Source organism: Paraburkholderia terricola, from assembly GCF_003330825.1.
GTDB lineage: Bacteria > Pseudomonadota > Gammaproteobacteria > Burkholderiales > Burkholderiaceae > Paraburkholderia > Paraburkholderia terricola.
The window spans coordinates 2,357,896-2,383,677 of sequence record NZ_CP024941.1 but is presented as its reverse complement, the minus strand read 5'-3'; the positions used below and the strand labels follow the sequence as shown (position 1 = coordinate 2,383,677).

Annotated in this window: 19 protein-coding genes; 9 read left to right on the top strand and 10 right to left on the bottom strand. The window is 65.8% G+C overall.

The annotated features are described in order from the left end of the window. Positions 1-23: 23 nt before the first annotated feature. Entirely contained in the window at positions 24-1,331 is a 1,308-nt protein-coding gene (lplT, locus tag CUJ90_RS10615; protein ID WP_083083863.1) for a lysophospholipid transporter LplT, read from the bottom strand. A 217-nt stretch (positions 1,332-1,548) separates the two neighbouring features. Between lplT and alr the strand changes: the two genes are divergently transcribed. The 3 genes from alr to CUJ90_RS10600 all read left to right on the top strand — a co-directional run bounded on the left by alr (position 1,549) and on the right by CUJ90_RS10600 (position 4,585). Further along, positions 1,549-2,619, top strand: a complete 1,071-nt coding sequence (gene alr, locus CUJ90_RS10610) for an alanine racemase (protein WP_114162660.1) — start codon at positions 1,549-1,551, stop codon at positions 2,617-2,619. Between the two features lie 166 nt (positions 2,620-2,785). After that, positions 2,786-4,162 (top strand): DNA repair protein RadA, encoded by a 1,377-nt coding sequence (gene radA / locus CUJ90_RS10605; protein WP_073427963.1) that lies wholly within the window; start codon positions 2,786-2,788, stop codon positions 4,160-4,162. Positions 4,163-4,306: 144 nt separating this feature from the next. Next, positions 4,307-4,585 carry a DUF2866 domain-containing protein gene (locus CUJ90_RS10600; RefSeq protein ID WP_073427964.1) on the top strand — a complete coding sequence of 93 codons (279 nt, stop codon included), beginning with the start codon at positions 4,307-4,309 and terminating at the stop codon, positions 4,583-4,585. A gap of 104 nt (positions 4,586-4,689) precedes the next feature. Here CUJ90_RS10600 and CUJ90_RS10595 read toward each other — a convergent pair whose 3' ends face one another. Further along, positions 4,690-5,754 carry a CaiB/BaiF CoA transferase family protein gene (locus tag CUJ90_RS10595; RefSeq protein ID WP_114163523.1) on the bottom strand — a complete coding sequence of 355 codons (1,065 nt, stop codon included), beginning with the start codon at positions 5,752-5,754 and terminating at the stop codon, positions 4,690-4,692. A 103-nt stretch (positions 5,755-5,857) separates the two neighbouring features. Beyond that, positions 5,858-7,804 (bottom strand): ATP-binding cassette domain-containing protein, encoded by a 1,947-nt coding sequence (locus CUJ90_RS10590; protein WP_114162659.1) that lies wholly within the window; start codon positions 7,802-7,804, stop codon positions 5,858-5,860. A gap of 138 nt (positions 7,805-7,942) precedes the next feature. Here CUJ90_RS10590 and CUJ90_RS10585 point away from each other — a divergent pair, with 138 nt between their 5' ends. Continuing rightward, positions 7,943-8,422 carry a glutathione peroxidase gene (locus CUJ90_RS10585; RefSeq protein WP_083083860.1) on the top strand — a complete coding sequence of 160 codons (480 nt, stop codon included), beginning with the start codon at positions 7,943-7,945 and terminating at the stop codon, positions 8,420-8,422. An 85-nt stretch (positions 8,423-8,507) separates the two neighbouring features. Here CUJ90_RS10585 and cls read toward each other — a convergent pair whose 3' ends face one another. From cls to dapC, 6 genes are all read right to left on the bottom strand, one after another. Further along, positions 8,508-9,962, bottom strand: a complete 1,455-nt coding sequence (gene cls, locus CUJ90_RS10580) for a cardiolipin synthase (protein ID WP_114162658.1) — start codon at positions 9,960-9,962, stop codon at positions 8,508-8,510. Positions 9,963-10,077: 115 nt separating this feature from the next. Then, positions 10,078-10,962 (bottom strand): 50S ribosomal protein L3 N(5)-glutamine methyltransferase, encoded by an 885-nt coding sequence (gene prmB / locus CUJ90_RS10575; protein ID WP_114162657.1) that lies wholly within the window; start codon positions 10,960-10,962, stop codon positions 10,078-10,080. A gap of 16 nt (positions 10,963-10,978) precedes the next feature. After that, the gene (gene dapE / locus CUJ90_RS10570; protein WP_083083858.1) at positions 10,979-12,118 is read right to left on the bottom strand and encodes a succinyl-diaminopimelate desuccinylase; all 1,140 of its coding nucleotides are present in this window, start codon (positions 12,116-12,118) and stop codon (positions 10,979-10,981) included. Positions 12,119-12,244: 126 nt separating this feature from the next. Then, entirely contained in the window at positions 12,245-12,610 is a 366-nt protein-coding gene (locus CUJ90_RS10565) for an ArsC family reductase (protein WP_073427970.1), read from the bottom strand. Continuing rightward, positions 12,610-13,437 carry a 2,3,4,5-tetrahydropyridine-2,6-dicarboxylate N-succinyltransferase gene (gene dapD / locus CUJ90_RS10560; protein WP_114162656.1) on the bottom strand — a complete coding sequence of 276 codons (828 nt, stop codon included), beginning with the start codon at positions 13,435-13,437 and terminating at the stop codon, positions 12,610-12,612. The genes CUJ90_RS10565 and dapD overlap by 1 nt, the downstream gene beginning before the upstream one ends. Positions 13,438-13,501: 64 nt before the next feature. Next, positions 13,502-14,719: a succinyldiaminopimelate transaminase gene (gene dapC, locus CUJ90_RS10555; protein WP_114162655.1), complete on the bottom strand. Its 1,218-nt coding sequence runs from the start codon at positions 14,717-14,719 to the stop codon at positions 13,502-13,504. Between the two features lie 475 nt (positions 14,720-15,194). Between dapC and CUJ90_RS10550 the strand changes: the two genes are divergently transcribed. From CUJ90_RS10550 to def, 5 genes are all read left to right on the top strand, one after another. Further along, entirely contained in the window at positions 15,195-16,181 is a 987-nt protein-coding gene (locus tag CUJ90_RS10550) for a DMT family transporter (RefSeq protein ID WP_114162654.1), read from the top strand. Positions 16,182-16,346: 165 nt separating this feature from the next. Continuing rightward, on the top strand, positions 16,347-19,865 hold the full coding sequence (smc, locus tag CUJ90_RS10545; protein ID WP_114163522.1) for a chromosome segregation protein SMC: 3,519 nt from the start codon (positions 16,347-16,349) through the stop codon (positions 19,863-19,865). Positions 19,866-19,982: 117 nt separating this feature from the next. Beyond that, positions 19,983-21,290, top strand: coding sequence for a cell division protein ZipA C-terminal FtsZ-binding domain-containing protein (locus CUJ90_RS10540; RefSeq protein WP_114162653.1), 1,308 nt, complete (start codon positions 19,983-19,985; stop codon positions 21,288-21,290). A 235-nt stretch (positions 21,291-21,525) separates the two neighbouring features. Next, complete coding sequence (gene ligA, locus CUJ90_RS10535) at positions 21,526-23,592, top strand: NAD-dependent DNA ligase LigA (protein ID WP_073427975.1); 2,067 nt, start codon at positions 21,526-21,528, stop codon at positions 23,590-23,592. Further along, complete coding sequence (def, locus tag CUJ90_RS10530; protein WP_114162652.1) at positions 23,589-24,122, top strand: peptide deformylase; 534 nt, start codon at positions 23,589-23,591, stop codon at positions 24,120-24,122. The genes ligA and def overlap by 4 nt, the downstream gene beginning before the upstream one ends. A 126-nt stretch (positions 24,123-24,248) precedes the next feature. Here def and CUJ90_RS33740 read toward each other — a convergent pair whose 3' ends face one another. Beyond that, positions 24,249-25,775, bottom strand: a complete 1,527-nt coding sequence (locus CUJ90_RS33740; RefSeq protein ID WP_479724646.1) for a pseudouridine synthase — start codon at positions 25,773-25,775, stop codon at positions 24,249-24,251. Between the last annotated feature and the right edge of the window lie 7 nt (positions 25,776-25,782).

Genomic DNA, 25,782 nt, shown 5'->3' with positions numbered 1-25,782 from the left:
GGGAGCGGGGCCCCCGCCGCGGGTCAATGCTTGACTTCGCCGATCAGCGCGACGGAGTCGAACGCCCTCTGATTCGCCTGGTGACGGCGCATCACGACCCACATCATCAGGCAGACGAAGGTGCCGAACAGCACGATCACCGCCGCGACCGGCACGTCGAGCCACACCAGCACCGCGTACAGGCACAGCATGACGAGCACCGAGAGATTTTCGTTGAAGTTCTGCACGGCGATGGAGTGACCCGCCGACAACAGCACATGGCCGCGATGCTGCAGCAGCGCATTCATCGGCACGACAAAAAAGCCCGAGAGGCCGCCGACGATCATCAGGAAGATGTACGCGACGATCAGGTAGCCCGGCACGTGCATGCGGCCGAAATACAGCCCCCAATGCGCGGGGAACAGATCGCGCGTATAGAACGCCATCAGCATCACGGCGGCGCCCATGATGATGCCGACCGGCAGCACCGAGAGCGACTTCTTCAACGGCACGCGCGAGGCCGCGAAGATCGCGCCGGCCGCCACGCCGACGGCGACCACCGCCTGCAGGACCGCCGCTTCCGAGAGCGACATGTTGAGCGACACTTCGGCCCACTTCAGCACGATGAATTGCAGCGTTGCGCCCGCGCCCCAGAACAGCGTCGTCACGGCGAGCGAAATCTGGCCGAGCTTGTCACGCCACAGCACGACGAAACAGTCGGCGAAATCGGTGACCAGTTTGATCGGGCCGCGTTCCTGTTTCGGATAACGCGCGCCGGTGTCGGGAATGCGCAGATTGAACAGCGCGGCGATCACGTAGATTCCCATGATGATCAGCATGGCCGCTTCGGCTGGCGTGTTGACGGTGGGAATGTGGTGCCTGAGGATCGGTGCTGCAATGTGCGGGCTGATCAGCGCGCCGCCGAGCACGGTGCCGAGAATGATCGAGCCGACCGTGGTGCCTTCGATCCAGCCGTTCGCGGCGACCAGCCGGTCAGGCGGCAGCAGTTCGGTGAGAATGCCGTACTTGGCCGGCGAATAGGCCGCCGCGCCAAAGCCGACGATGCCATACGCGAGCAACGGATGCGCGCCCGCCAGCATCGTGAGGCAACCGACCACCTTGATGGTGTTGGTGATGAACATCACGTGCCCTTTGGGACGCGAGTCGGCGAAGGCGCCCACGAAAGCGGCAAGAACGACGTACGACAGCACGAAGAACAGCTTGAGCAGCGGCGTCATCCAGTTCGGAGCGTGGAGATCTTTCAGCAGTGCGATAGCGGCGATCAGAAGCGCATTGTCGGCCAGCGACGAGAAAAACTGCGCGGCCATGATGGTGTAAAAACCTTTTTTCATCTGATGCGATGCTGTCCTCGCTGCGGCCTGTCCGCCCCGGCCGCGTGCAAGGCGTCCGGGCTTATGCCGTTCGAAATGGGTTGTGCGCACGGCTTTATATCATGAAAATAGATGGATTCGGACTAGCAGAATCCTTGATCGCACCGCCCAGCGGCGGACTGGCATTGAAAACGCCCTGTAAGCCGCTGATTCGCAAGCGTCTTTACGAAAATATCCCATGCCGCGCCCCCTCTCAGCCACGATTCATACCTCCGCACTCGCCAATAACCTCGCCGTCGCCCGGCGCTACGCGCCAAAGTCGAAGATCTGGGCCGTCGTGAAGGCGAACGCTTACGGGCACGGCCTCGCGCGCGCTTTTCCGGGCCTGCGCGCAACCGACGGCTTCGGGTTGCTGGACCTCGAAGAAGCCGTGAAGTTGCGTGAATTAGGGTGGGCCGGCCCAATTTTATTGCTCGAAGGCTTTTTTCGTCCGACCGATATCGACGTGATCGACCGCTACAGCCTGACCACGGCGCTGCACTCGGACGAACAGCTGCGCATGCTCGAAATGGCGCGCCTCTCCAAGCCCGTCAACATCCAGTTGAAGATGAACAGCGGCATGAACCGCCTCGGCTACACGCCTGAAAAATTCCGCGCCGCATGGGAGCGCGCGCGCGCCTGCCAGGGCGTCGGCCAGATCACGTTGATGACCCACTTCGCGGACGCCGACGGCGAACGCGGCGTCGCGCATCAGATGGACGCCTTCGAGCGCGGCGCGCAAGGCATCGCCGGCGCGCGCAGCCTCGCCAATTCGGCGGCCACGCTGTGGCATCCCGAGACGCACTTCGACTGGGTGCGTCCGGGCATCATCCTGTACGGCGCGTCGCCCTCGGGCGTGACGGCCGCGATCGCGGGCACCGGGCTGCAGCCGGCCATGACGCTCGGTTCGGAATTGATCGCCGTGCAAACCATCGGCGAAGGCCAGACGGTCGGCTACGGCTCCTTGTTCAAGGCGCGCGCGCCGATGCGCATCGGCGTGGTGGCCTGCGGCTACGCGGACGGCTATCCGCGCATCGCCCCGGAAGGCACGCCGGTGATCGTCGACGGCGTGCGCACGCGGGTCGTCGGGCGCGTCTCGATGGACATGCTCACGGTCGACCTGACGCCGATCCCGACCGCCAACGTCGGCTCGCGCGTCGAGTTGTGGGGCGCCTCGCTGCCGATCGACGACGTCGCGCAGGCATGCGGCACGATCGGCTACGAGCTGATGTGCGCGGTGGCGCCGCGCGTGCAGGTGCGCGCCGAGTAGGCGGTTTCTTCCGGTAGCGCGTGCGGCGTTTGCACACCGACGGGCGAGCCGCCAATGGCGGTCCGCGTATATCGGCTCGGTGGCCGCATGGGTTGCCGACCAATCGCTCGCCGAACTCTCCTCACCGAGTCCACCCTCCCAAGAACAGCAATACAGGCAATCGCGCGTGGCTAAACCGAAGACGTTGTACATCTGCAGTGAATGCGGCGGGCAATCGCCGAAATGGGCCGGTCAGTGCCCGTCATGCAACGCATGGAACACGCTGGTGGAATCGGTCGCGGAAACGCCGTCCACCCACCGCTTTCAGTCGCTCGCGAAGAGCGCGCCCGTGCGGCGTCTCGCCGACATCGAGGCGTCCGATGTGCCGCGCTTTTCCACTGGCGTGAGCGAATTCGACCGCGTGCTGGGCGGCGGCCTGGTGCCGGGCGGCGTGGTGTTGATCGGCGGCGATCCGGGCATCGGCAAATCGACGCTGCTGCTCCAATCGCTCGCGGAAATCGCGGCGCACAAACGCGCGCTCTATATCAGCGGCGAGGAATCGGCCGCGCAGATCGCGTTGCGCGCGCAGCGGCTTTCGTTGCTGGAGCCCGGCTCGAAGGCGAGCGAGCTGCAACTGCTCGCGGAAATCCAGCTCGAAAAAATCCAGGCGACGATCGCCGAGCAACGGCCCGACGTCGCCGTGATCGATTCGATTCAGACCGTTTATTCCGACGCGCTGACTTCCGCGCCTGGCTCGGTCGCGCAGGTTCGCGAATGCGCGGCGCAATTGACGCGGATCGCCAAGCAGACGGGCACCACGATCATCATGGTCGGCCACGTGACCAAGGAAGGCGCGCTCGCGGGGCCGCGCGTGCTCGAGCATATCGTCGACACGGTGCTGTACTTCGAGGGCGACACGCATTCGTCGTACCGGCTGGTGCGCGCGATCAAGAACCGCTTCGGCGCGGTCAACGAACTGGGCGTGTTCGCGATGACCGAGCGCGGCCTGCGCGGCGTCGCCAATCCGTCGGCGCTGTTTCTGTCGCAGCACGAGCAGTCGGTGCCGGGTTCGTGCGTGCTGGTCACGCAGGAGGGCACGCGGCCGTTGCTGGTCGAGGTGCAGGCGCTGGTGGATTCGGCGAATGCGCCGAACCCGCGGCGGCTCGCGGTGGGCCTCGAGCAGAACCGGCTCGCGATGCTGCTGGCCGTGCTGCATCGGCACGCCGGCATTGCCTGTTTCGATCAGGATGTGTTCCTCAACGCGGTGGGCGGCGTGAAGATCAGCGAGCCCGCCGCGGACCTGGCCGTGCTGTTCTCGATTCATTCGTCGATGCGCAACAAACCGCTGCCCAAGGGACTCGTCGTATTCGGGGAAGTGGGGCTGGCCGGCGAGATCCGGCCGTCGCCGCGCGGTCAGGAGCGGCTGAAGGAAGCCGCCAAACTGGGCTTCTCCGTCGCGGTCATTCCGAAGGCCAATGCGCCGAAGCAGCCGATCGAAGGCTTACAGGTCGTTGCGGTCGAGCGGATCGAACAGGCTATCGACCGGGTTCGCACGCTCGAATAGACGGGGCTTGCGCGCCCGTGCGCGCTGGCGTGACCCGTAATGCGCGGTAAATATCTCCATATTGGTTGTAACCCATCGGACATTCCTTTTTCCTAAGCTGCGGGGATATTGCATCCCTTCTGATGCCCGAAAAAGGATCGCGCCTTGAAACAGTCATATGAAACCGTGGCCGAGCGGCCGATGCAGGTGCGCGGTTGCCGCGTCTCCGAGCCTATTCGCCAGCCTTGGGGCGGTGCTTGCCGGATCGTCGAATGGATCGATACGGCGGGGCAGATTTCACGGGGCGTGGTCGCCGAGCACGCCACGGCCGCCGAGGTGCGCGCCACGATCAATCGTCACGTGGAAGGCCGCAAGCATCTGCTGTACGACGATGAAAAGACACCGCGTCAGACCTTGCCGCGGCAGACGCCGGCAAGGCGCTGATGGTTCGGGGCAGCGGCGCTTGCCTGAACTGCGCGGTCGTAAGCGCTGCGTGACTGCCGAGCCGGCCAACCGGGCTTCCACCTCACGCCGGCCGAACGCTCCGTTTAACCGATAAACCGGTCGTTGCCTTCCGCTTCGTTTTCGCCGCCGCTCGCCGCCGCGAGCGCTTGCGGGTCGAACAGCGGGTGCCGCGCGGCTTCGGCCGGCGTCAGCACCGGCGACACGCAGCAGCCGAGCGGCTCCAGCAACCGCACCCATTCCTCCAGCGCACGCTTGCCGATCATGTCGGCGAGTTCCTGCGTCAGCGCGGCGGCATCCGGGCCGCCGATCGCCTGGCCGAGACTCCAGTGGCGCGTCGCCCATTCGGGCCGGTCGAGCGCCATGCACAGCGTTTCCCAGAACTTCAGTTCGAGCGCGCCGACCGCGAGCCAGCGGTTATCGAGCGTGCGGTACAGGTTGTAGCAGGGCACCCCGCCATTCAGCAGACCGCCGCCGGCTGCCGGCGCGGCGCCGTCATTGACGAGCCCGACTTGCGCGACGATGTTGTGCGCATGCGTGACGTGCGCCATCGATACGTCGATGAAGCGGCCCGTGCCGCCGCGCGACACGTGCCATAACGCGGCGAGAATCTGCGTGACCGCGCTCAGCGCGCCGCCGAGCAGATCCGCGATCTGGAAATTCGGCAGGATCGGCGTGCCGTCGCGGCTCGCCAGTTGATCGAGCACGCCCGCATAGCCGATGTAGTTCAGGTCGTGGCCGGGATGGTCGACGAATGGGCCGCTCGTGCCATACCCGCTGATCGCGCAGTAGACGAGCCGGGGATTGGCCGCGCGCAGCGTTTCATAGCCGACGCCGAGGCGCTCCATCACGCCTGGCCGAAAACTCTCGATCAGCACGTCGGCTTCGGCGGCGAGGGCGCGCAACACGTTGCGTCCCGCCTCTGATTTGAGGTCGAGGCGCGTTTCGCGCTTGCCGCGATTCACCAGTCGGTAAAACGCGCCGGGCCGTCCGGCTACGCGGTCGCTCGACGACTGCATCATCGCGCGGGTGGGGTCGCCGGCGCCGGGCGCCTCGATCTTCAGCACGTCCGCGCCGAGTTCGGCAAGCCGCAACGCGGCGACCGGACCGGGCAGCAGGCGCGTCAGGTCGAGCACGCGCAAGCCTTGCAGCGCGGGCGGCACCGGTGACGGACTGGACGACGCCCCGGATGATGTCGCAGATGACAAAGCCAACCTCCCGTCGATGCCGGTGCGGACCGCAAGCGGCGTGCCGCTAGCCGATCTGTTCGAGTTCCTCGTGAATCTCGAGCCATTCGGCTTCGAGCGCTTCGAGGCGTGCGTTCACGTCTGCCTGACGGCGGATTGCCTCCGTCAGCCTGCTTTTCTGCTCGGGCTCATAACTCGCCGGATCGACGACGAACACATCGAGCGCCGCCTTCTCCGCGTTGAGCGCGTCCATTTCCTTTTCGATCTTCGTGACGCGGCTTTGCAGCGGCTTTTTCAGGTGCGCGAGTTTTTGGCGCGTCTCCGCTTCGAGGCGCCGCTGTTCCTTGCGGTTCACGCCGCCGTCGGCGGCGCTGTCCGCACCGTTCGCACCGCTGGATGCGTTGCCCGCCTTGAGCGCCGCGCGCTGTTCGGCGGCATGTTGCAGCAGCCAGTCGCGGTAGTCGTCCAGATCGCCGTCGAATTCCTGCAGGCGGTGTTTCGCGACCAGCATGAATTGATCGGTGGTGGCGCGCAGCAAATGCCGGTCGTGCGACACGAGAATCAGCGTGCCTTCGAACTGCGCGAGCGCCATGGTGAGCGCGTGGCGCGTTTCGAGGTCGAGGTGATTGGTCGGCTCGTCAAGCAGCAGCAGGTTCGGCTTTTGCCAGATGATCAGCGCCAGCGCGAGGCGCGCTTTTTCGCCGCCGGAGAATGGCGCGATCTTCGAGGTCGCCATTTCGCCGGAAAAATTGAAGCTGCCGAGGAAGTCGCGCAATTCCTGTTCGCGCGTATCGGGCGCGAGGCGCGCGAGGTGCTGCAACGGCGTGTCGTCCGGGCGCAGCGTTTCGAGCTGATGCTGCGCGAAGTAGCCGATGCGCAGCCCCTTGCCTTCGCGCACCTGGCCGCCGAGCGCTTCGAGCGTGCCGGCGAGCGTCTTGATCAGCGTCGACTTGCCCTGGCCGTTCGCGCCGAGCAGGCCGATGCGCTGGCCGTTCTGGATCGACAGCATCACATGATCGACGATCGGAATCTCAATGCCGTCGCTACGATAGCCGCAGCGCACGTCTTCCATCACCATCATCGGATTGGGCGCCGAATCGGGCGTGCGGAATTCGAACGTGAACGGCGAGGACGCGTGCGCGGGCGCGATCAGCTCCATCTTTTCCAGCGCCTTCACGCGGCTTTGCGCCTGGCGCGCCTTGGTGGCCTGCGCCTTGAAGCGGTTGATGTAGCTCTGCAGATGCTCGACCGTGCGCTGCTGCTTTTCATACGCGCTCTGCTGCAAAGCGATCTGCTGCGCGCGCAGCACTTCGAATTGCGAGTAGTTGCCGCCATAGCGCCTGATCTGCTGTTTTTCCAGATGCAGCGTGACGTTGCAGACCGAATCGAGAAACTCGCGGTCGTGCGAGATCACGATCAGCGTGCCGGGATAGCGATGCAGCCAGTCTTCGAGCCAGATGATCGCGTCGAGATCCAGGTGATTGGTGGGTTCGTCGAGCAGCAGCAGGTCGGAACGGCACATCAGCGCCTGCGCCAGGTTCAGCCGCATGCGCCAGCCGCCCGAGAAGCTGCTGACCGGCTCGCGGGTCTGTTCGAGCGTGAAGCCGAGGCCGAGCAGCAAGGCTTCGGCGCGCGCGGGCGCGGTGTAGCCGTCGGCGTCCGCAAACGCGGCGTGCGCTTCGCCTTCGGCCGCGCCGTCGTGCGCGGCGGAGGCCTCGGCAATGCACGCTTCGATCGCGCGCAAGGCGGCGTCGCCGTCGAGCGTGTAGTCGAGCGCGGTTTTGTCCGCGGCGGGGGTTTCCTGCGCGACGTGCGCGATCTGCCAGGTGGGCGGGATCGAAAAATCGCCGCCGTCCGCATGCAGTTCGCCGAGCAGCACGGCAAACAGCGTCGACTTGCCCGCGCCGTTCGCTCCCACCAGGCCGGCTTTTTCGCCGGGGTTGAGCGTGAACGTGGTGTTGTCGAAGAGCGGCTTGGTGCCGCGCGCGAGGCTGAACTGGTTAAAGCGGATCACGAAGAGGCCGGCTGAAGAAAACCGCTATTTTAGACCGCCGGGGCCGGCGCCGGGCGCTCAAGCGGCATCGGCCATTCGGCCGACTGTATCGGCACGGCTTTTGGCATAGACTGACGGCTTTCAGAGAGGGGAGAGCCCATGACATCGATCTATTCGTTTTCGGCGCGCACGCTGGGCGGCGAGGAAGTGAACCTCGAGCGCTATCAAGGCAAGGTGTTGCTGATCGTCAATACGGCGAGCGAATGCGGGTTCACGCCGCAATACGCGGGCTTGCAGAAGCTGTACGACGGTTACGCGGCGCGCGGGCTGACGGTGCTCGGTTTTCCGTGCAACCAGTTCGGCAAGCAGGAGCCGGGCGACGCGGCGCAGATCGGCGCGTTCTGCGAGAAGAACTACGGCGTGACCTTCCCGATGTTCGACAAGGTCGATGTGAACGGGGCGAACGCGCATCCGCTATTCCGCTATCTGACGGGCGAGGCGCCGGGCCTGCTGGGGCTCGAGGCGATCAAGTGGAATTTCACCAAGTTCCTGATCGGCCGCGACGGCGAGGTGGTCAAGCGTTATGCGCCGTTGACCAAGCCCGAGGCGATTGCCGAGGACATCGAGAAGCTGCTTTGAGTAGCTGCTTTGAGTTGCCGCGTTGAGTTGCCGCGTTGAGTTGCCGCGGAGCGTAAGGCAAGGAACCCGCGCAAATGCAACGCAGCTAGAGAATCGGCGCGAACAGCCGCGCCACGTGCATCAACACGCGCCGCAGCGCGCTCGCATGCCGGTACTCGTTGCGATCGATTTCGATCGATTCGGCGAAGTCCTCGAGCAGCATCGCCTCAACCTCTTCGGCGAAGCCGCGGTCCACGGTCAGCACCATGATCTCGAAGTTGAGCCGGAACGAGCGGTTGTCGAGATTGGCGCTGCCGATCGCGGCGGCCATGCTGTCGATCAGCACCACCTTCTGATGTAGAAAGCCCGGCTGGTAGCGAAAGATCCGGATACCCGCGCGCAGCGAGTCGTACGCATATAGCTTCGAGGCTTCGAACACGACCACGTGATCGCGCCGGCACGGAATCATGATGCGCACGTCCACGCCGCGCAGCGCGGCGAGCCGCAAGGCCGCGAATACGGCTTCGTCGGGGACGAGATAGGGCGTGGTGATCCAGATCCGCTCGCGCGCCGCGTTGATCGCTTCGACGAAAAAGAGCGAGCAGGTCTCCTGTTTGTCGGCCGGGCCGCTCGGCACCACGAGGCAGTGCATGTCGTGACCGGCCGGGCGCTCGGCGGCCGCCGGCGCGGCGGGCATGTCGAACACGGGCAATTGCTGGGTCGCCCAGTGCCAGTCCTCGGTGAACACGAACTGAATGCTCGCGACCGCGGGGCCGCGCAGCTCGATATGCGTGTCGCGCCACGGCGAGAGCGGCGGCCTCGCGCCGAGATATTCGACGCCGATGTTATGGCCGCCGACAAACGCGCGCTCGCCGTCCACCGAAACGATCTTGCGGTGATTGCGAAAGTTCAGTTGCAGCCGGTTCACGAAACGGCGATGGGTGGCGAACGGATGCATTTCCACGCCGCCCGCGGTTAGCGCCGCCACGTAGCGGTGCGGCAGATCGAAGCTGCCGATGCTGTCGTACAGGAAGTAGACACGCACGCCTTGTTTCGCCTTCGCGATCAGCACGTCCTTGAACATTTCGCCGAGCGCATCGGCGCGCACGATGAAGAACTGCACGATCACGTAGTGGCGCGCGTTTTCGATCGCCTCGAAGATCGCCTCGAAGGTCGCCGTGCCGTTCACCAGCGTGCGCACCGAGTTGCCCGGCAGAAACGGCATGCCGCCGAGCCGCGTGAGCGAATGCACGAGCCTTGCGCCGAGCGCCTGCATGGGCAGTCCCGTGGACGAAGCCTGCTCGTCCCACTCCGGCGGGTGGGCGCGTGCGCGCAGCAGTTCGTTTTCGACGCGGCGCGCGTCCGCATAGCCGGCGAACTTGCTGCGGCCGAGGAACAGGTAGGGCACCAGCGTCAGATAAGGCATCGCGACCAGCGACACGGCCCACGCAATCGCGCCTTGCGACGTGCGGGTATTCAGAATCGCGTGGCACGCCGCGACGACGCCCAGGATGTGAGCGAGGGCGACCAGCGTGCCGACGTGAAGCAGGTCGAATTGCATAGGCAGGCGAAGGGTTGAAAAGCGCGCTCCGAGTCACTTCCGGGAGTGTACTCAGACGCGCCGCGCGGCGAGCGACAAGCGTAGCCGACCGCCGCGCCCGGCCCGCGATAAACCGTTACACCGGCAGATCGGCGGCCTGGATCAGGAACACGTTGTCGTCGCCGGCGCTGGTGGAGAGCCATACCAGATCGAGGCCGCCGAACGCCGCCTCGACGTGCTGGCGCTCGTTGCCGATCTCGATCACCAGCACGCCGTTTTCGGTGAGCCAGTTGCGCGCGTCGGCGATGATCCGGCGCACGACGTCCATGCCGTCGGCGCCGCCCGCGAGCGCCATGTCCGGCTCATGCTTGTATTCGGCGGGCAGCTCCCGCATCGACGCCGCGTTCACGTAAGGCGGGTTGCTGATGATGACGTCGTAGCGCCGTTCGGCGAGCGGCGCGTACAGATCGCCTTCGAAAAGGGCGATGCGGTCGTCGAGCTTATAGTCCGCGACGTTGCGCGCGGCGACTTCCAGCGCGGGCGCCGACAGATCGACCGCGTCGATATCGGCGTTCGGAAAGGCATGCGCCGCGAGAATCGCGAGGCAGCCGGAGCCGGTGCACAGTTCCAGCACCGCGCTTACCGCCTCGGGATCTTCCACGTACGGTTGCAGGCCGTCCTGCAGCAACTCGCCGATGAACGAACGCGGCACGATCACGCGCTCGTCCACGTGGAAGCGAAAGCCGTGCATCCACGCTTCCTGCGTGATGTACGCGGCCGGCACGCGTTCGGCGGCGCGGCGCTCGATCACGTTCAGCACGGCGTCGATTTCGGCCGCGCTCAAACGCGCGTCGAGAAACGGCTCCAGCAGATCGAGCGGCAAATGCAGCGTATGCAGGATCAGATAGGCGGCTTCGTCGTAAGCATTGGCCGAACCGTGGCCGAACGACAGCCCGGCCTGGTTGAAGCGCGACACCGCGAAACGCAGCAGGTCGCGGACAGTGGAAAACGGAAGCGTCATCGCAATTAGTCCTTGTTCAGGCGATCAGTTGTTCGAGCACGCGGCGGTACACGTTTTTCAGCGGCTCGATGTGCGCGAGTTCGATATGTTCGTCGATCTTGTGGATGCTGGCGTTCAGCGGACCGAATTCGACCACCTGTTTGCAGATGCGCGCGATGAAGCGGCCGTCCGAGGTGCCGCCGGTGGTCGACAGTTCGGTGCTTACGCCGGTTTCATCCGCGATCGCCTTGGCGAGCGCATTCGACAGGTCGCCGCGCGGCGTGAGGAACGGCAGGCCGCTCACGGTCCATTGCAGATCGTATTCGAGCCCATGCCTGTCGAGGATCGCATGCACGCGCGCCTGCAGACCCTCCACGGTGCTGGCCGTCGAAAAGCGGAAGTTGAACATCACGTCCGCGTGACCCGCGATCACGTTGGTCGCGCCGGTGCCGCTGTGAATGTTCGACACCTGCCACGTGGTGGGCGGGAAGTATTCGTTGCCGTCGTCCCAACGTTCGGCGACCAGTTCCGCGAGCGCGGGCGCGAGCAGATGCACGGGGTTTTTCGCCAGATGCGGATAGGCGATGTGGCCTTGCACGCCCTTGACGACCAGCTTGCCCGACATCGAGCCGCGCCGGCCGTTCTTCACCGTGTCGCCGAACCGTTCGCTCGAAGTCGGTTCGCCGACGATGCAATAGTCCATGCGCTCGCCGCGCGCTTCCAGCGCCTCGACCACCTTGACGGTGCCGTCGGTGGCGGGGCCTTCCTCGTCGCTCGTGATCAGGAACGCGATCGAGCCGCGATGCGACGGGTGGGCCGCGACGAATTCCTCGCTCGCCACCACGAAGCCGGCGATCGACGTTTTCATGTCCGCCGCGCCGCGGCCATACAGCTTGCCGTCGCGATGGGTCGGCTCGAACGGCGCCGAGCGCCACTGTTCGAGCGGGCCGGTCGGCACCACGTCGGTGTGGCCGGCGAAGGCGAGCAGCTTGCCCGCGGTGCCGTCGACGCCGCGCTTGACGGCCCACAGGTTGGTCACGCCGTTCGATTCGATCGTCTCGTGTTCGAAGCCGATGGCGGACAGGCGTTCGATCAGCAGGCGCTGGCAATGCTGGTCGTCGGGCGTGACGGACGCGCGCGCGATGAGTTGTTCGGTAAGGGCGAGGGTGCCGGACATGGATTCAGTACAAGCCACTTGGAAATGAAAAAATGCCGGCTGGCGGTTGAACACCGCAGCCGGCAACGGCTTTCAGGCAACGCGGCGAGGCCGCGTGTCGACTTCTTGTTGCGTTCGGGCGTGGCTTCACGCAAACAGCGTTGCGTATTCGTCCGCGGAAAAACCGAGCGACTTGACCCGACCGTTGACCACCAGCACCGGCCGCTTGATCACCGAGGGCTTGTGGATCATCAGCGCGATCGCGCCCGACTGGGTATCGGCGGCCGCCTTCATGTCGTCGGCCAGGCCGCGCCAGGTGGTGCCGCGACGGTTCAGCAGCGCGTCGAGCTTCACGTCCTTCAGCCAGTCCTGCACGAGCGGCTCGGTCACGCCGGCTTTCTTGAAGTCGTGGAACTCGAACTCGACGCCGTGCTCTTCCAGCCACACGCGGGCTTTCTTCACGGTGTCGCAGTTCGGGATGCCGTAGACGACGGTTTTGGTGCCGCGTGCCATCAATCGCCTCGCAGCAGCTCGTTCAGGCCGACCTTGGCGCGCGTCCTGGCGTCGACCTTCTTGACGATCACGGCGCAGTACAGGCTATGCGAGCCGTCTTTCGACGGCAGGTTGCCCGCCACCACCACCGAACCCGCCGGAATGCGGCCATACGACACTTCGCCGGTTTCGCGGTCGTAAATCTTGGTGCTCTGGCCGAGGTACACGCCCATCGAGATCACCGAGTTTTCCTCGACGATCACGCCTTCCACCACTTCCGAGCGCGCGCCGATGAAGCAGTTGTCCTCGATGATGACCGGGTTCGCCTGCAGCGGCTCCAGCACGCCGCCGATGCCCACGCCGCCCGACAGGTGAACGTTCTTGCCGATCTGCGCGCACGAGCCGACGGTGGCCCACGTGTCGACCATCGAGCCTTCGTCCACATAGGCGCCGATGTTGGTGTACGACGGCATCAGCACGACGTTCCTCGCGATGAACGAGCCGCGCCGCGCGATGGCCGGCGGGACCACGCGAAAGCCGCCGGCGGCGAAGTCTTCAGCGGTGTAGTTGGCGAACTTCGACGGCACCTTGTCGTAGAACTGCGAGTAACCGCCGGCCGGCATCGGCGCGTTGTCTTCCAGGCGGAACGACAGCAGCACCGCTTTCTTCAGCCATTGATTGACGACCCAGTCGCTGTCCTTCTTCTCGGCGACGCGCAGCGCGCCCTTGTCCAGTTGCTCGATGGCGTGGGCGACGGCTTCGCGCACGTCGGCCGGCGCGGCCTTCGGCGACAGCTCGGCGCGGTTTTCCCAGGCGGTGTCGATGATGCTCTGAAGTTGTTGCGACATATGCGTGTTTTCTGAAGAGTTGAAGTCGGAAGAAGGGATGCGGTGCGGGGGCGTTAAAGCAACCTCAACCCGCGAGCGCGCGGCAAAAGTCGACGATCCGTTGCGCGCCCTGAGTGCATTCGTCGACGTCGGCGACGAGCGCCATGCGCACGAAATTGCGGCCGGGGTTCACGCCGTGCGCGGTGCGCGCGAGAAACGAGCCCGGCAGAACCGTCACATTATAGTCGGCGTACAGGCGCTGGGCGAACCCGGTATCCGTGAGGCCCGTGCGCGAGACGTCGGCCCACAGATAAAAGGCGGCGTCGGGCAGGCGCACGTCGAGCACCTCGGCGAGCATCGGCGTGACGGTGGCGAACTTGCGCACGTATTTCGCGCGGTTCTCGCGCACGTGCGCTTCGTCGTTCCAGGCGGCGATGCTGGCCGCCTGGTACACCGTCGACAAGGCCGCGCCGTGGTAGGTGCGGTAGAGCAGGAAGGCTTTCAGGATCGCCGCGTCGCCCGCCACGAAGCCCGAGCGCATGCCCGGCACGTTCGAGCGCTTGGACAGGCTCGACAGCATCACGAGCCGCTCGAAGCCGCGGCCGAGCTTGTGCGCCGCTTCGAGGCCGCCGAGCGGGGGATGGGCTTCGTCGAAATAGATTTCCGAGTAGCACTCGTCGGAGGCGATCACGAAGCCGTAGCGGTCCGACAGCGCGAACAGTTCGCGCCAGTCGTCGAGCGTGAGCACCGCGCCGGTCGGATTGCCCGGCGAGCATACGTAGAGCAGTTGCGTGCGCGCCCAGATGTCGGCCGGCACCGCCGAATAGTCGCAGGCGAAGTTGCGCGCCGGGTCGCTGTTCACGAAGTACGGCTGCGCGCCGGCCAGAATCGCCGCGCCTTCGTAGATTTGGTAGAACGGGTTCGGACAGAGTACGATCGCAGGCTCGCCTTCGGCATTGCGTTGCGGGTCGATCACGGTCTGCGCCAAGGCGAACAGCGCCTCGCGCGAGCCCGACACCGGCAGCACCTGGGTGGCGGCGTCGACCGGCGGCAGGTTGTAGCGCTGCGTGACCCATTGCGCGATCGACTCGCGCAGCGGCTGCGAGCCGATCGTTGCCGGATACGCGGCCAGGCCGCCGAGCGAGGCGACCACCGCGTCGCGGATCAGCGCCGGCGTGGGATGTTTCGGCTCGCCGATGCCGAAGCTGATGTGCGCGAGGCCGGCCGGCGGCGTGATGTCCTTGAAAAGCGCACGCAGCTTTTCGAACGGATAGGGCTGGAGGGAATCGAGGAGCGGGTTCACTGGACGGTTCGGGCCTGATCGAAGATGGGCGTGGACGGATGCAGGAAGATGCCGGCACGCGCGCCGGCGGCAAAGCGCTGACCAATGCGTTGACCAATGCGTTGACCAATGCGCGAGACAGACAGCAGCGGGACGGCGGTAAAACAGCAGCGGGACGGCAGCCAAACGGACGGCGGCGAGCGGATGATTATAGCGTGGCGCGCATGGCGTGGCGCGTGGCCGTTCGCGGTCCCATCAGCCCTCTCACGACACGGCGCAGCGCTGACAAGCGGCTGGCCGCGCCGCCCGCCAGGTGGCGCAGCGCAGGCGACGCAGCGGGAACGACGCGAGCCGCCGACGGTTCGCGCAAGAAAGAAGCAGGAGCAGCAATGGTCGTAGCAGTCGTCAAGACATTCGAGACATTCGGACGAAGCGGGCGCGATAAACCCGCGGCCCCCAACAGCAGCACCGCCGGCGGTTCCGCAAGGAGCGCGGCATGACCAACTGGCTTCGCCACGGCTGGCCGACGCTTGCGATCATGCTGGGCGCTTCGGTGTGGGGCATGATCTGGTATCCACTGCGCATGCTCGCGGCGCTCGGCGTGACCGGCACGGCGGCGAGCGCGCTGACGAGCGGCGCCGGCTGCCTGTTCGTGCTGCTGGTGCGGCGTCACGCGCTCAAGACGGTGCGCTGGCATTGGCTGCTGCCGGCGTTGGCGCTGGCGGCCGGCATCACCAATCTCGGCTTCGTGTGGGGCTCGATCCACGGCGAGGTCATGCGCGTGTTGCTGCTGTTCTATCTCACCCCGGCATGGACCGCGCTGTTCGCGCACTTCATCCTGCATGAACGCTTGACCTGGCCGGGCGCGGGCCTCGCCGCGCTGTCGCTGGCCGGCGCGATGACGATGCTGTGGTCGCCGCGGCTCGGCCTTCCCGTGCCCGGCAATCTCGCCGAATGGGCGGGCCTCGCGGGCGGCATGGGCTTCGCGATGAGCAACGTGCTGATCCTCAAGACGAGCCGCGTATTGCCCGACATGAAGCCCGAAATGCGCACCGCGACGATCTTCGGCGGCGCGGCGCTTTTCGGCGCGTGCGCGTCGTTGTTCGAGGCCATGCCCGCGCCGCCCGCCGGCGCGCATCTCGGCACCGTCGCGCTGCTGGTGCTCGGCCTCGGCTTTCTGCTGGCGTCGAACAATATGCTGGTGCAGTACGGGCTCGCGCGCGTGCCGGCCAATCGGGCCTCGATCATCATGCTGTTCGAACTCGTGGTCACGGCGTTTTCCGCGTGGCTTTTTGCTGGCGAGACGCCGGGGCCGCGCGAATGGGCGGGCGGCGCGTGCATCGTGCTGGCGTCCGCGCTGTCGAGCTGGATGCATCGCACGAGGGCTTTGCCGCCCGATCCCGCCAATCAGGACGTGAGCGCCGCCATCGATCCTGATACAGACCGTAAGGACGGTAAAAACCGTCCACGCGCGATGGTATGATTGCCCCTCATTAGCTGAAGCACGTTGGACAGCGCGTGCTCAGCGCCCATATCGCAGGGTGTTGCGGGGTGTCACGAGCCTTTGCCGTTTCGCTGCTTCGGCGCGCGGCAGGCACGGCCCTCGCGAGCCACTTTTTATTTTCCCTTTTCCAACAGCGAATCCGCCGTGCGTCTGACCTCGATCAAACTCGCTGGCTTCAAGTCATTCGTCGATCCCACGCATTTCCAGGTTCCCGGCCAGCTAGTTGGCGTGGTCGGGCCGAACGGGTGCGGCAAGTCCAACATCATCGACGCCGTGCGCTGGGTGCTCGGCGAATCGCGCGCCTCCGAGCTGCGCGGCGAGTCGATGCAGGACGTGATCTTCAATGGCTCGACCGCGCGCAAGCCGGGTAGCCGCGCCAGCGTCGAACTCGTGTTCGACAATGCCGACGGCCGCGCCGCCGGCCAGTGGGGCCAGTATGCCGAAATCGCCGTGAAGCGCGTGCTCACGCGCGACGGCACCTCGAGCTACTACATCAACAATTTGCCGGCGCGCCGCCGCGACATTCAGGACATCTTCCTCGGCACCGGCCTCGGGCCGCGCGCTTACGCGATCATCGGGCAGGGCATGATCGCGCGCCTGATCGAGGCGAAGCCGGAAGAGCTGCGCGTGTTTCTCGAGGAAGCCGCGGGCGTGTCCAAGTACAAGGAACGCCGCCGCGAGACCGAGAACCGTCTGCACGATACGCGCGAGAACCTGACGCGGGTCGAGGACATCGTCCGCGAACTCGGGGCGAATCTCGAGAAGCTGGAAGCGCAGGCGGTCGTCGCCACGCGCTACAAGGAATTGCAGGCCGACGGCGAAGAGAAGCAGCGCCTCCTGTGGCTGTTGCGCAAGAACGAAGCCGGCAGCGAGCAGGAGCGCCAGCAGCGCGCGATCGAACAGGCGCAAATCGACCTCGAGGCGCAAACCGCCAAACTGCGCGAAGTCGAGGCGCAACTGGAAACGCTGCGCGTCGCGCATTACTCGGCCAGCGACGCGATGCAGGGCGCGCAAGGCGCGCTGTACGAGGCGAACGCCGAAGTCAGCCGGCTCGAAGCCGAGATCAAGTTCATCGTCGAATCGCGCAACCGCGTGCAGGCGCAGATCGCCGCGCTCACCGCGCAACGCGAGCAGTGGCAGTCGCAAGCCGAAAAGGCGCAAGGCGATCTGGAAGAAGCGGAAGAGCAGCTGGCCGTCGCCGAGGAAAAAGCCGCGCTCGCCGAAGACGAAGCCGCTGCGAAGCACGACGCGATGCCCGCCCTCGAAGCGCGCTGGCGCGATGCGCAGACGGAGTTGAACGCCGAGCGCGGCGGAATCGCGCAGACCGAACAGGCGTTGAAACTCGAAGCCGCGCATCAGCGCAATGCCGATCAGCAATTGCAGCAGTTGCAGCAGCGTCACGAGCGCCTGAAGCTCGAGGCGGGCGGTCTCGACGCACCCGACGAAGCGCAGCTCGAAGACCTGCGCATGCAGCTCGCCGAGCACGAAGAAATTCTGCACGACGCCCAGGCGCGTCTCGCCGACGCGCAGGAAACACTGCCGCGCCTCGACGGCGAGCGGCGTGCCGCGCAGGAGCGCGTGCAGGCGGAAAGCGCGCAGATTCATCAACTGGACGCGCGTCTTGCCGCACTCAAGCAATTGCAGGAAAACGTCCAGACCGAAGGCAAGATCCAGCCGTGGCTCGAAAAGCACGAACTGAGCGGCTTGCCGCGTCTTTGGAAGAAGCTGCACGTCGAAGCCGGTTGGGAAACCGCGCTCGAAGCGGTGCTGCGCGAGCGGCTCGCCGCGCTCGAAGTATCGAATCTCGACTGGGTTAAAGCGTTCGCAACCGATGCGCCGCCCGCCAAGCTCGCGTTCTACGCGCCGCCGCTGGCCGGGCAGCCGGCGGCCGCGTCGGCCACGCTGCGGCCGCTGTTGTCGCTGGTTCGTATCGACGACGCGGGCATCCGCGCGGTGCTGAACGACTGGCTCGGCCTCGTCTTCATGGCCGACGATCTGCAGCAGGCGCTCGCCATGCGCGCGCAATTGCCCGAAGGCGGCTCGTTCGTCGTGAAGGCGGGTCACGTGGTGACGCGCGTCGGCGTGCAACTGTATGCCGCCGATTCGGAACAGGCCGGCATGCTGGCGCGTCAGCAGGAAATCGAAAACCTCGCGCGCCAGGTGCGCGCGCAGGCTTTGCTCGCCGACGAGGCGAAGGCCGCCGCGATCCGCGCCGAAGCGGCTCATACGCAAGCCACGCAGGCGCTGAGCGACGTGCGTCAGCAGGCGGAACGCGCGACGCAGCGCGTGCATGCGTTGCAGATGGACGTGCTCAAGCTCACGCAGGCGCACGAGCGCTACACCCAGCGCAGCACGCAGATTCGCGAAGAGCTCGAGGAAATCACCGCGCAGATCGAAGAGCAGCGCGCGTTGCGGGCGGAGTCGGAAGCGAACTTCGAGCGTCATGACGGCGAACTCGCCGAATTGCAGGCGCGCTTCGAGGATCATCAACTGGCGTTCGAGGCGCTCGACGAAGCCCTCACCGCCGCGCGCGCGCAATCGCGCGATCTCGACCGTGCCGCCACCGACGCGCGTTTTGCCGCGCGCAACATGGCGAATCGCATCGACGAATTGAAGCGCAGCATTCAGGTCGCGCATGAGCAGAGCGAGCGCGTCGCCGCATCGCTGGAGGACGCGCGCGCCGAACTGGAAACGATCAACGAGCAAACGGCGCACACCGGCCTGCAGGACGCGCTCGACATCCGCGCGGTCAAGGAAGAAGCGTTGCACGCCGCGCGTCTCGAACTCGACGATCTGACCGCCAAGCTGCGCGCCGCCGACGAAACCCGTCTCACCGCCGAGCGCGCGTTGCAGCCGCTGCGCGACCGCATCAACGAATTGCAGTTGAAGGAACAGGCCGCGCGTCTGAATGGCGAACAGTTCATCGAGCAACTGGCCGCGGCCGGCGTCGATGAAGCCGAACTGCAAGCCAAGCTCACGCCGGACATGAAGCCGTCGTACCTGCAAGGCGAGGTCACGCGCATCAACAACGCGATCACGGCGCTCGGGCCGGTCAACATGGCCGCGCTCGACGAACTGAAAGCGGCGACCGAACGCAAGTCGTTCCTCGACTCGCAATCGGCCGATCTGACGAGCGCGATCGAAACGCTCGAGGACGCGATCCGCAAGATCGACGGCGAAACGCGCACGCTCCTGCAAGGCACCTTCGACGAAGTGAACCGTCATTTCGGCGAACTGTTCCCGCGTCTGTTCGGCGGCGGGCAGGCCAGGCTGATCATGACCGGCGACGAAATTCTCGACGCCGGCGTGCAGGTCATGGCGCAGCCGCCGGGCAAGAAGAATTCGACCATTCATCTGCTGTCGGGCGGCGAAAAGGCGCTGACCGCCACCGCGCTGGTGTTCGCGATGTTCCAGCTGAATCCGGCGCCGTTCTGTCTGCTCGACGAAGTGGACGCGCCGCTCGACGACGCCAACACGGAACGTTTCGCGAACCTCGTGCGCGCGATGTCGGACAAAACCCAGTTCCTGTTCATCTCGCACAACAAGATCGCGATGGAAATGGCGCAGCAGTTGATCGGCGTGACCATGCAGGAGCAGGGCGTCTCGCGGATCGTGGCCGTCGACATGGAAACGGCTGCCGGTTTCGCCCAGAATATCGTTTGAGTTTTCGTTTGAGTCGAGCATCGCGGGCGCCCGCGTTCAGCGCAGCGGCCATCGGCCGCGCGACACGTGGAGCGGGCGCAGCGCCGCGCATATAAAAGAATTGCTGATGGAGCATGCATGGACGAGTTGACACTCGGTTTGATCGGCGCGGGTGCCGTGGTGGTCGGGGGCGTGGTCGTGTACAACGCGTGGCAGGGCGCCAAGGTGCGCCGCAAGATGCCGCGACCGATGCCGGCCGATACCGCTGAAAGCTTCGCGCGGGACGATCAGCAGGAACAAAGCCCGTTCATCGAACCGGCCCGGCCGACCACGCGGCGCGAGCCGGTGGCGGGTTCCGATGCGGCGGCGGAAACGGCGGCTGCGCGCGTCGAGCCGACATTCGGCGCGAGCGCCGCGCCGCTCGATACGCCGGCCGATATTCAGGCCGAGACGACCTCGCCGAACGGGTATCCGGACGCCGGGAGCGGAGCCGAGGCGGCTGATGCCGGCAAGATGTCCAAGGCCGGCAAGGCCGCGACCGGAACGCCAGCAGGCCAGCCAGCAGGTCGGCAAGCGCACGAGCCGGTCGAGCCGATCATGCCCGCCGCCACGACCATTTCGTCGGCGCCGCCCGCCATCGTCGATCGCCGCATCGACTGTATCGTGCCGATTCGTCTGAACGGCCCGGTCGCCGGCGACAAGGTGATTCCGCTCGCGCAACGTCTGCGCCGCGCCGGCAGCAAGCCGGTGCATATCGAAGGCAAACCCGAGGGCGGCGCGTGGGAACTGCTGCAAAACGGCGCGCGCTATGAAGAACTGCGCGCGGCCGCGCAATTGGCCAATCGCAGCGGGGCGCTCAACGAACTGGAGTTCTCCGAGTTCGTGACCGGCGTGCAGCACTTCGCCGACGCGCTCGATGCGTCGCCGGAATTTCCCGACATGCTCGAAACGGTGGCGATGGCGCGCGAACTCGACGGTTTCGCCGCGCAATGCGACGCGCAGTTGTCGATCAACGTACTCTCGGATGGCGCGCCGTGGTCGGCGAATTACGTGCAGGCGGTTGCGTCGCAGGACGGCTTGCTGCTCTCGCGCGACGGCACGCGCTTCGTCAAGCTGGACGCGAAGCAAAGCCCGGTGTTCATGCTGCAATTCGGCGACACCAACTTCCTGCGCGACGACCTCACCTACAAGGGCGGGCAGATGATCACGCTGGTGCTCGACGTGCCGGTGGCCGACGAGGACATCCTGCCGTTCCGTCTGATGTGCGACTACGCGAAATCGCTGGCCGAGCGTATCGGCGGGCGGGTGGTCGACGACGGCCGCCGTCCGTTGCCTGAAACCGCGCTGCTCGCCATCGAAAAACAGTTGATGACGCTTTACGCCAAGCTCGAGCAGGCGGGCATTCCGGCCGGTTCGCCGGCCACGCGGCGCTTGTTCAGCCAGTAAGTCCAGCGCATTGCAGGTTGTGTCAGACGGCCGCACGATGTGCGGCCGTCCGCGTTTGAGGAACGCGCATCGCGGCGCTTGGTGGGGCGCTTCATGCGACGCTTGGTGCGGCGCTTTGGCGGGCCGCTTGCCGGTAAAGCCGGGCGCGAGAAACTGGCCGTTCGGCCGATGTAAAGGGGCACGCTTCCTGCGATAATCCAATGTCTGAATTTCATTGAAAAGACCTTCCGACAGCATGGCCCGAACCTCCGTCCCCAATCCAGCAACCAGCGCTCCGGCAGAACGGGCCGCGTGGCTGCGCGCGGAACTCGAACGCGCGAACTACGCGTATTACGTGCTCGATCAGCCGGATCTGCCGGACGCGGAATACGACAAGCTCTTCAAGGAGTTGGAGCAGATCGAGGCGGAGCACCCGGACCTGATCGTGCCGGATTCACCCACCCAGCGCGTGGGCGGCGAGGCGGCGAGCGGCTTCGAGCCGGTCCTGCACGATCAGCCCATGCTGTCGCTGAACAACGGCTTTGCCGACGAAGACATCGTCGCGTTCGACAAGCGCGTCGGCGACACGCTCGGCAACAACGCGAAAGAGCCGCCGGTGCCGGTCGATTACGCGACCGAGTTGAAGTTCGACGGCCTCGCCATTTCGCTGCGTTACGTCGACGGCACCTTCGTCCAGGCGGCCACGCGCGGCGACGGCACCACCGGCGAGAACGTCACCGAGAACGTCCGCACGATCCGCTCCATTCCGCTCAAGCTAAAAGGCAAGCGCGTGCCGCACATTCTCGACGTGCGCGGCGAAGTGCTGATGTTCAAGCGCGATTTCGAGCGCCTGAACGAACGGCAACGCGCGGCGGGGCACAAGGAGTTCGCCAATCCGCGCAATGCGGCGGCGGGCAGTCTGCGGCAACTCGATTCGAAGATCACCGCGCAGCGGCCGCTGTCGTTTTTCGCTTATGGAATCGGCGTGCTCGACGGCATGGAGATGCCGGCCACGCATAGCGAACTGCTCGACTGGTACAAGGAACTCGGTTTGCCGGTGAACGGCGAACGGGCGGTGGTGAAGGGCGCCGCGGGTTTGCTGGCATTCTTCCACGGCGTCGGCGAGAAGCGCGACCAGTTGCCCTACGACATCGACGGCGTGGTCTACAAGGTCAACCGTCGCGATGAGCAGGACGCGCTCGGCTTCGTATCGCGCGCGCCGCGCTTCGCGTTGGCGCACAAATTCCCCGCGCAGGAAGCGCTGACCAAACTCGTCGCGATCGACGTGCAGGTGGGCCGGACCGGCGCGATCACGCCGGTCGCGCGGCTGGAGCCGGTGTTCGTCGGCGGCGCGACGGTGACGAACGCCACGCTGCACAACGAAGACGAAATACGCCGCAAGGACATCCGCATCGGCGACACGGTAATCGTGCGGCGTGCGGGCGACGTGATTCCCGAGGTGGTGAGCGCGCTGCTCGACCGTCGCCCGGACGACGCCCGCGAATTCGTGATGCCCACGCATTGTCCGGTGTGCGGCTCGAACATCGAACGGCTGCCGGACGAGGCGATCGCGCGGTGCACCGGCGGACTGTTCTGCCCCGCGCAGCGCAAGCAGGCGCTGTGGCACTTCGCGCAGCGGCGCGCGCTGGACATCGACGGGCTGGGCGAAAAGATCATCGATCAACTGGTCGAGCAGAACCTGGTGCGCACGCCGGCCGATCTCTTCAACCTCGGTTTCGCAACGCTCGCCGAACTCGACCGCTTCGCCGAAAAGTCCGCGCAGAATCTGCTCGACTCGCTCGACAAGGCCAAACACACTACGCTGGCGCGCTTCATTTACGCGCTCGGCATTCGTCATGTGGGCGAGTCGACGGCGAAGGATCTGGCGAAGCACTTCGGCTCGTTGAATCCGATCATGGATGCATCCGTCGAAGCCTTGCTGGAGGTCAACGACGTGGGGCCGGTGGTCGCGGAGTCGATTCATCAGTTTTTCGCCGAGGAACACAACCGCACGGTCATCGAGCAACTGCGCGCGCCAGGCAAGGTAACGTGGCAGGAGGGGCCGCCCGCGCCGAAAGCGCCGCAAGGCGTGCTGGCCGGCAAGACGGTGGTGCTGACCGGCACCTTGCCTTCGCTGGCCCGCGAAGAGGCGAAGGAAATGCTGGAAGCGGCCGGCGCGAAAGTGGCGGGGTCCGTGTCGAAGAAAACGGACTATGTGGTGGCGGGCGCCGAAGCCGGCAGCAAGTTGGCGAAGGCCGAGGAACTCGGCATTCCGGTACTCGACGAAGATGGTATGCGTAAGCTCCTGGAGGGGCAGTTATGATCCGCGAAATTCTCAAGATGGGCGATCCGCGTCTTTTGCGCATTGCCGATCCGGTCGATCACTTCGATACGCCGGAACTCCATGAACTCGTCCAGGACATGTTCGAGACCATGCACGATGCGAACGGCGCGGGGCTCGCCGCGCCGCAGATCGGCGTCAACCTGCAGGTGGTGATCTTCGGCTTCGGGAGCAACGAACGCTATCCCGACGCGCCGCCGGTGCCCGAAACGGTGCTGATCAATCCGACCATCACGCCGGTCTCGCTGGATATGGAAGAGGGCTGGGAAGGCTGCCTGTCGGTGCCGGGCCTGCGCGGCGCGGTGAGCCGGTTCTCGATGATCAAGTATCACGGCTTCGATCAATTCGGCAAGCCGATCGATCGCGTCGCCGAGGGCTTTCACGCGCGGGTCGTGCAACACGAATGCGATCACCTGATCGGCAAGCTGTACCCGATGCGGATCAACGATTTCGCGAAGTTCGGCTTCACCGAGATCCTGTTTCCGGATATGGATCCGAATAGCGACGATTGAGGCTGTGTTTCCGAATCGCGGCATAAAAAACCCACGCGCTTGCGTGGGTTTTTTGTTGGGCGTCAAGCCGTTCGCGGTGTCGTTTCCGGCTGCTCTTCCGGCTGCTCGACCGGCCAGCCGAACGCGTTAAAACGACTCGTCCGGCGACAGATAGCGCCATTGTCCCGGCGGCAGCGCGCCGAGCGTCACCCGTCCCATCCGCACGCGCTTCAGTCCGACCACCTCGAGGCCGACCAGCTCGCACATGCGGCGGATCTGGCGCTTCTTGCCTTCGCGCAGCACGAAACGCAACTGCTCGCCGTTTTGCCAACTGACCTGCGCGGGTTTCAGCGGCACGTCGTCGAGCGACAGGCCGTGGCGCAGCAACGCAAGGCTTTCGGGCGGGAAGTGGCTTTCGACATCGACGGTGTGTTCGCCGTACGACACGCGCACCAGATATTCCTTGTCGATCTCCGAATGGCCGCCGATCAGTTGCTTGGCGATGCGGCCGTCCTGCGTCAGCACCAGCAGGCCGGTCGAATCGATGTCCAGCCGTCCGGCCGGCGCCAATTGCCGCAGATGCGCGACCGAGAAGCGAATCGCGGAGCGGTCGCCTTCCCAGCGGTTTTCCGGCGTGACCAGCGTGATGGCCGGCTGATAGCCGTCTTCCGCCTGGCCCGACACGAAGCCGACCGTTTTATGGACCAGCACGGTGACCTGGCTCGCTTGCGCGGCTTCGGCGGCGGGGTCGATCTCGATGCGCTGATCCGGACGAACCTTGGTGCCGAGCGTGTCGATCCGCTCGCCGTCCACCAGCACCCAGCCTTTCTCGATCCACTCGTCGGCTTCGCGGCGTGAGCACAGGCCGAGTTCCGACATCAGCTTGGACAGGCGCAAGGTGCCGGGCGCGTCTTCGTAATCGCGACGCGGCGTGCGCGGGGCTGCGTCCATCTCGGGATTGCGTTTGGTGCGCGTTGCGGGCGCCGTGCCGCTCGGCTTGTCCGCACGCGCGGGGCGGTCGTCGCCGAAACGGCGCGAGGCGGCCGGCAGCGTTTTGTCGACACTGCGGGCAGGGCGCTCGGCGCGTTCGCCACGTTCGCCGGTTCGCGCCGGGCGGTCGCCGAATTCGCGTTTGGCCGGCGCGCGTTCGCCGCGATCGTCGCGCGGTGCGCGCGCCGGACGGTCGGAGCGGTCGCCATAGCCGCTCTTGACGGGTTTTGCGAAGCCGCGCTCGCCACGCTCGGACGAGCCGCGCTCACCCTCGAAACGGCGCGGCGCGCTGTCGCTGCGCGGTGCCCGCTCGCCGCCGGAGCGGCGCTCTTGCGGGGCGCCTCGGTCGCTACCGAAGCGCGGACGGTCAGCGCCCTCGTGTTCGCGTCGCGCCGGACGTTCGCCGCGCGGTCCGCCCTCCGATGGGCGGCCTGCGCCTGGGCGCGGTCCGGTGAACGAACGGCGTTCGCCTTCATCGCGGCGCGGCGCGCGGTTGCCTTCGATGCTGCGGGGCGCGCGGTCGGTGCGGTTACCAGCGCCTTCGAAACGGCGGGGAGCGCGTTCGGCCCGATCGCCTGTGCCTTCGAAACGGCGCGGCGGGCGGTCGGTGCGGTCTCCGGCACCTTCAAACCGACGCGGAGCCCGTTCGCCTCGATCGCCAGCGCCTTCAAAGCGTCGGGGCAGGCGTTCG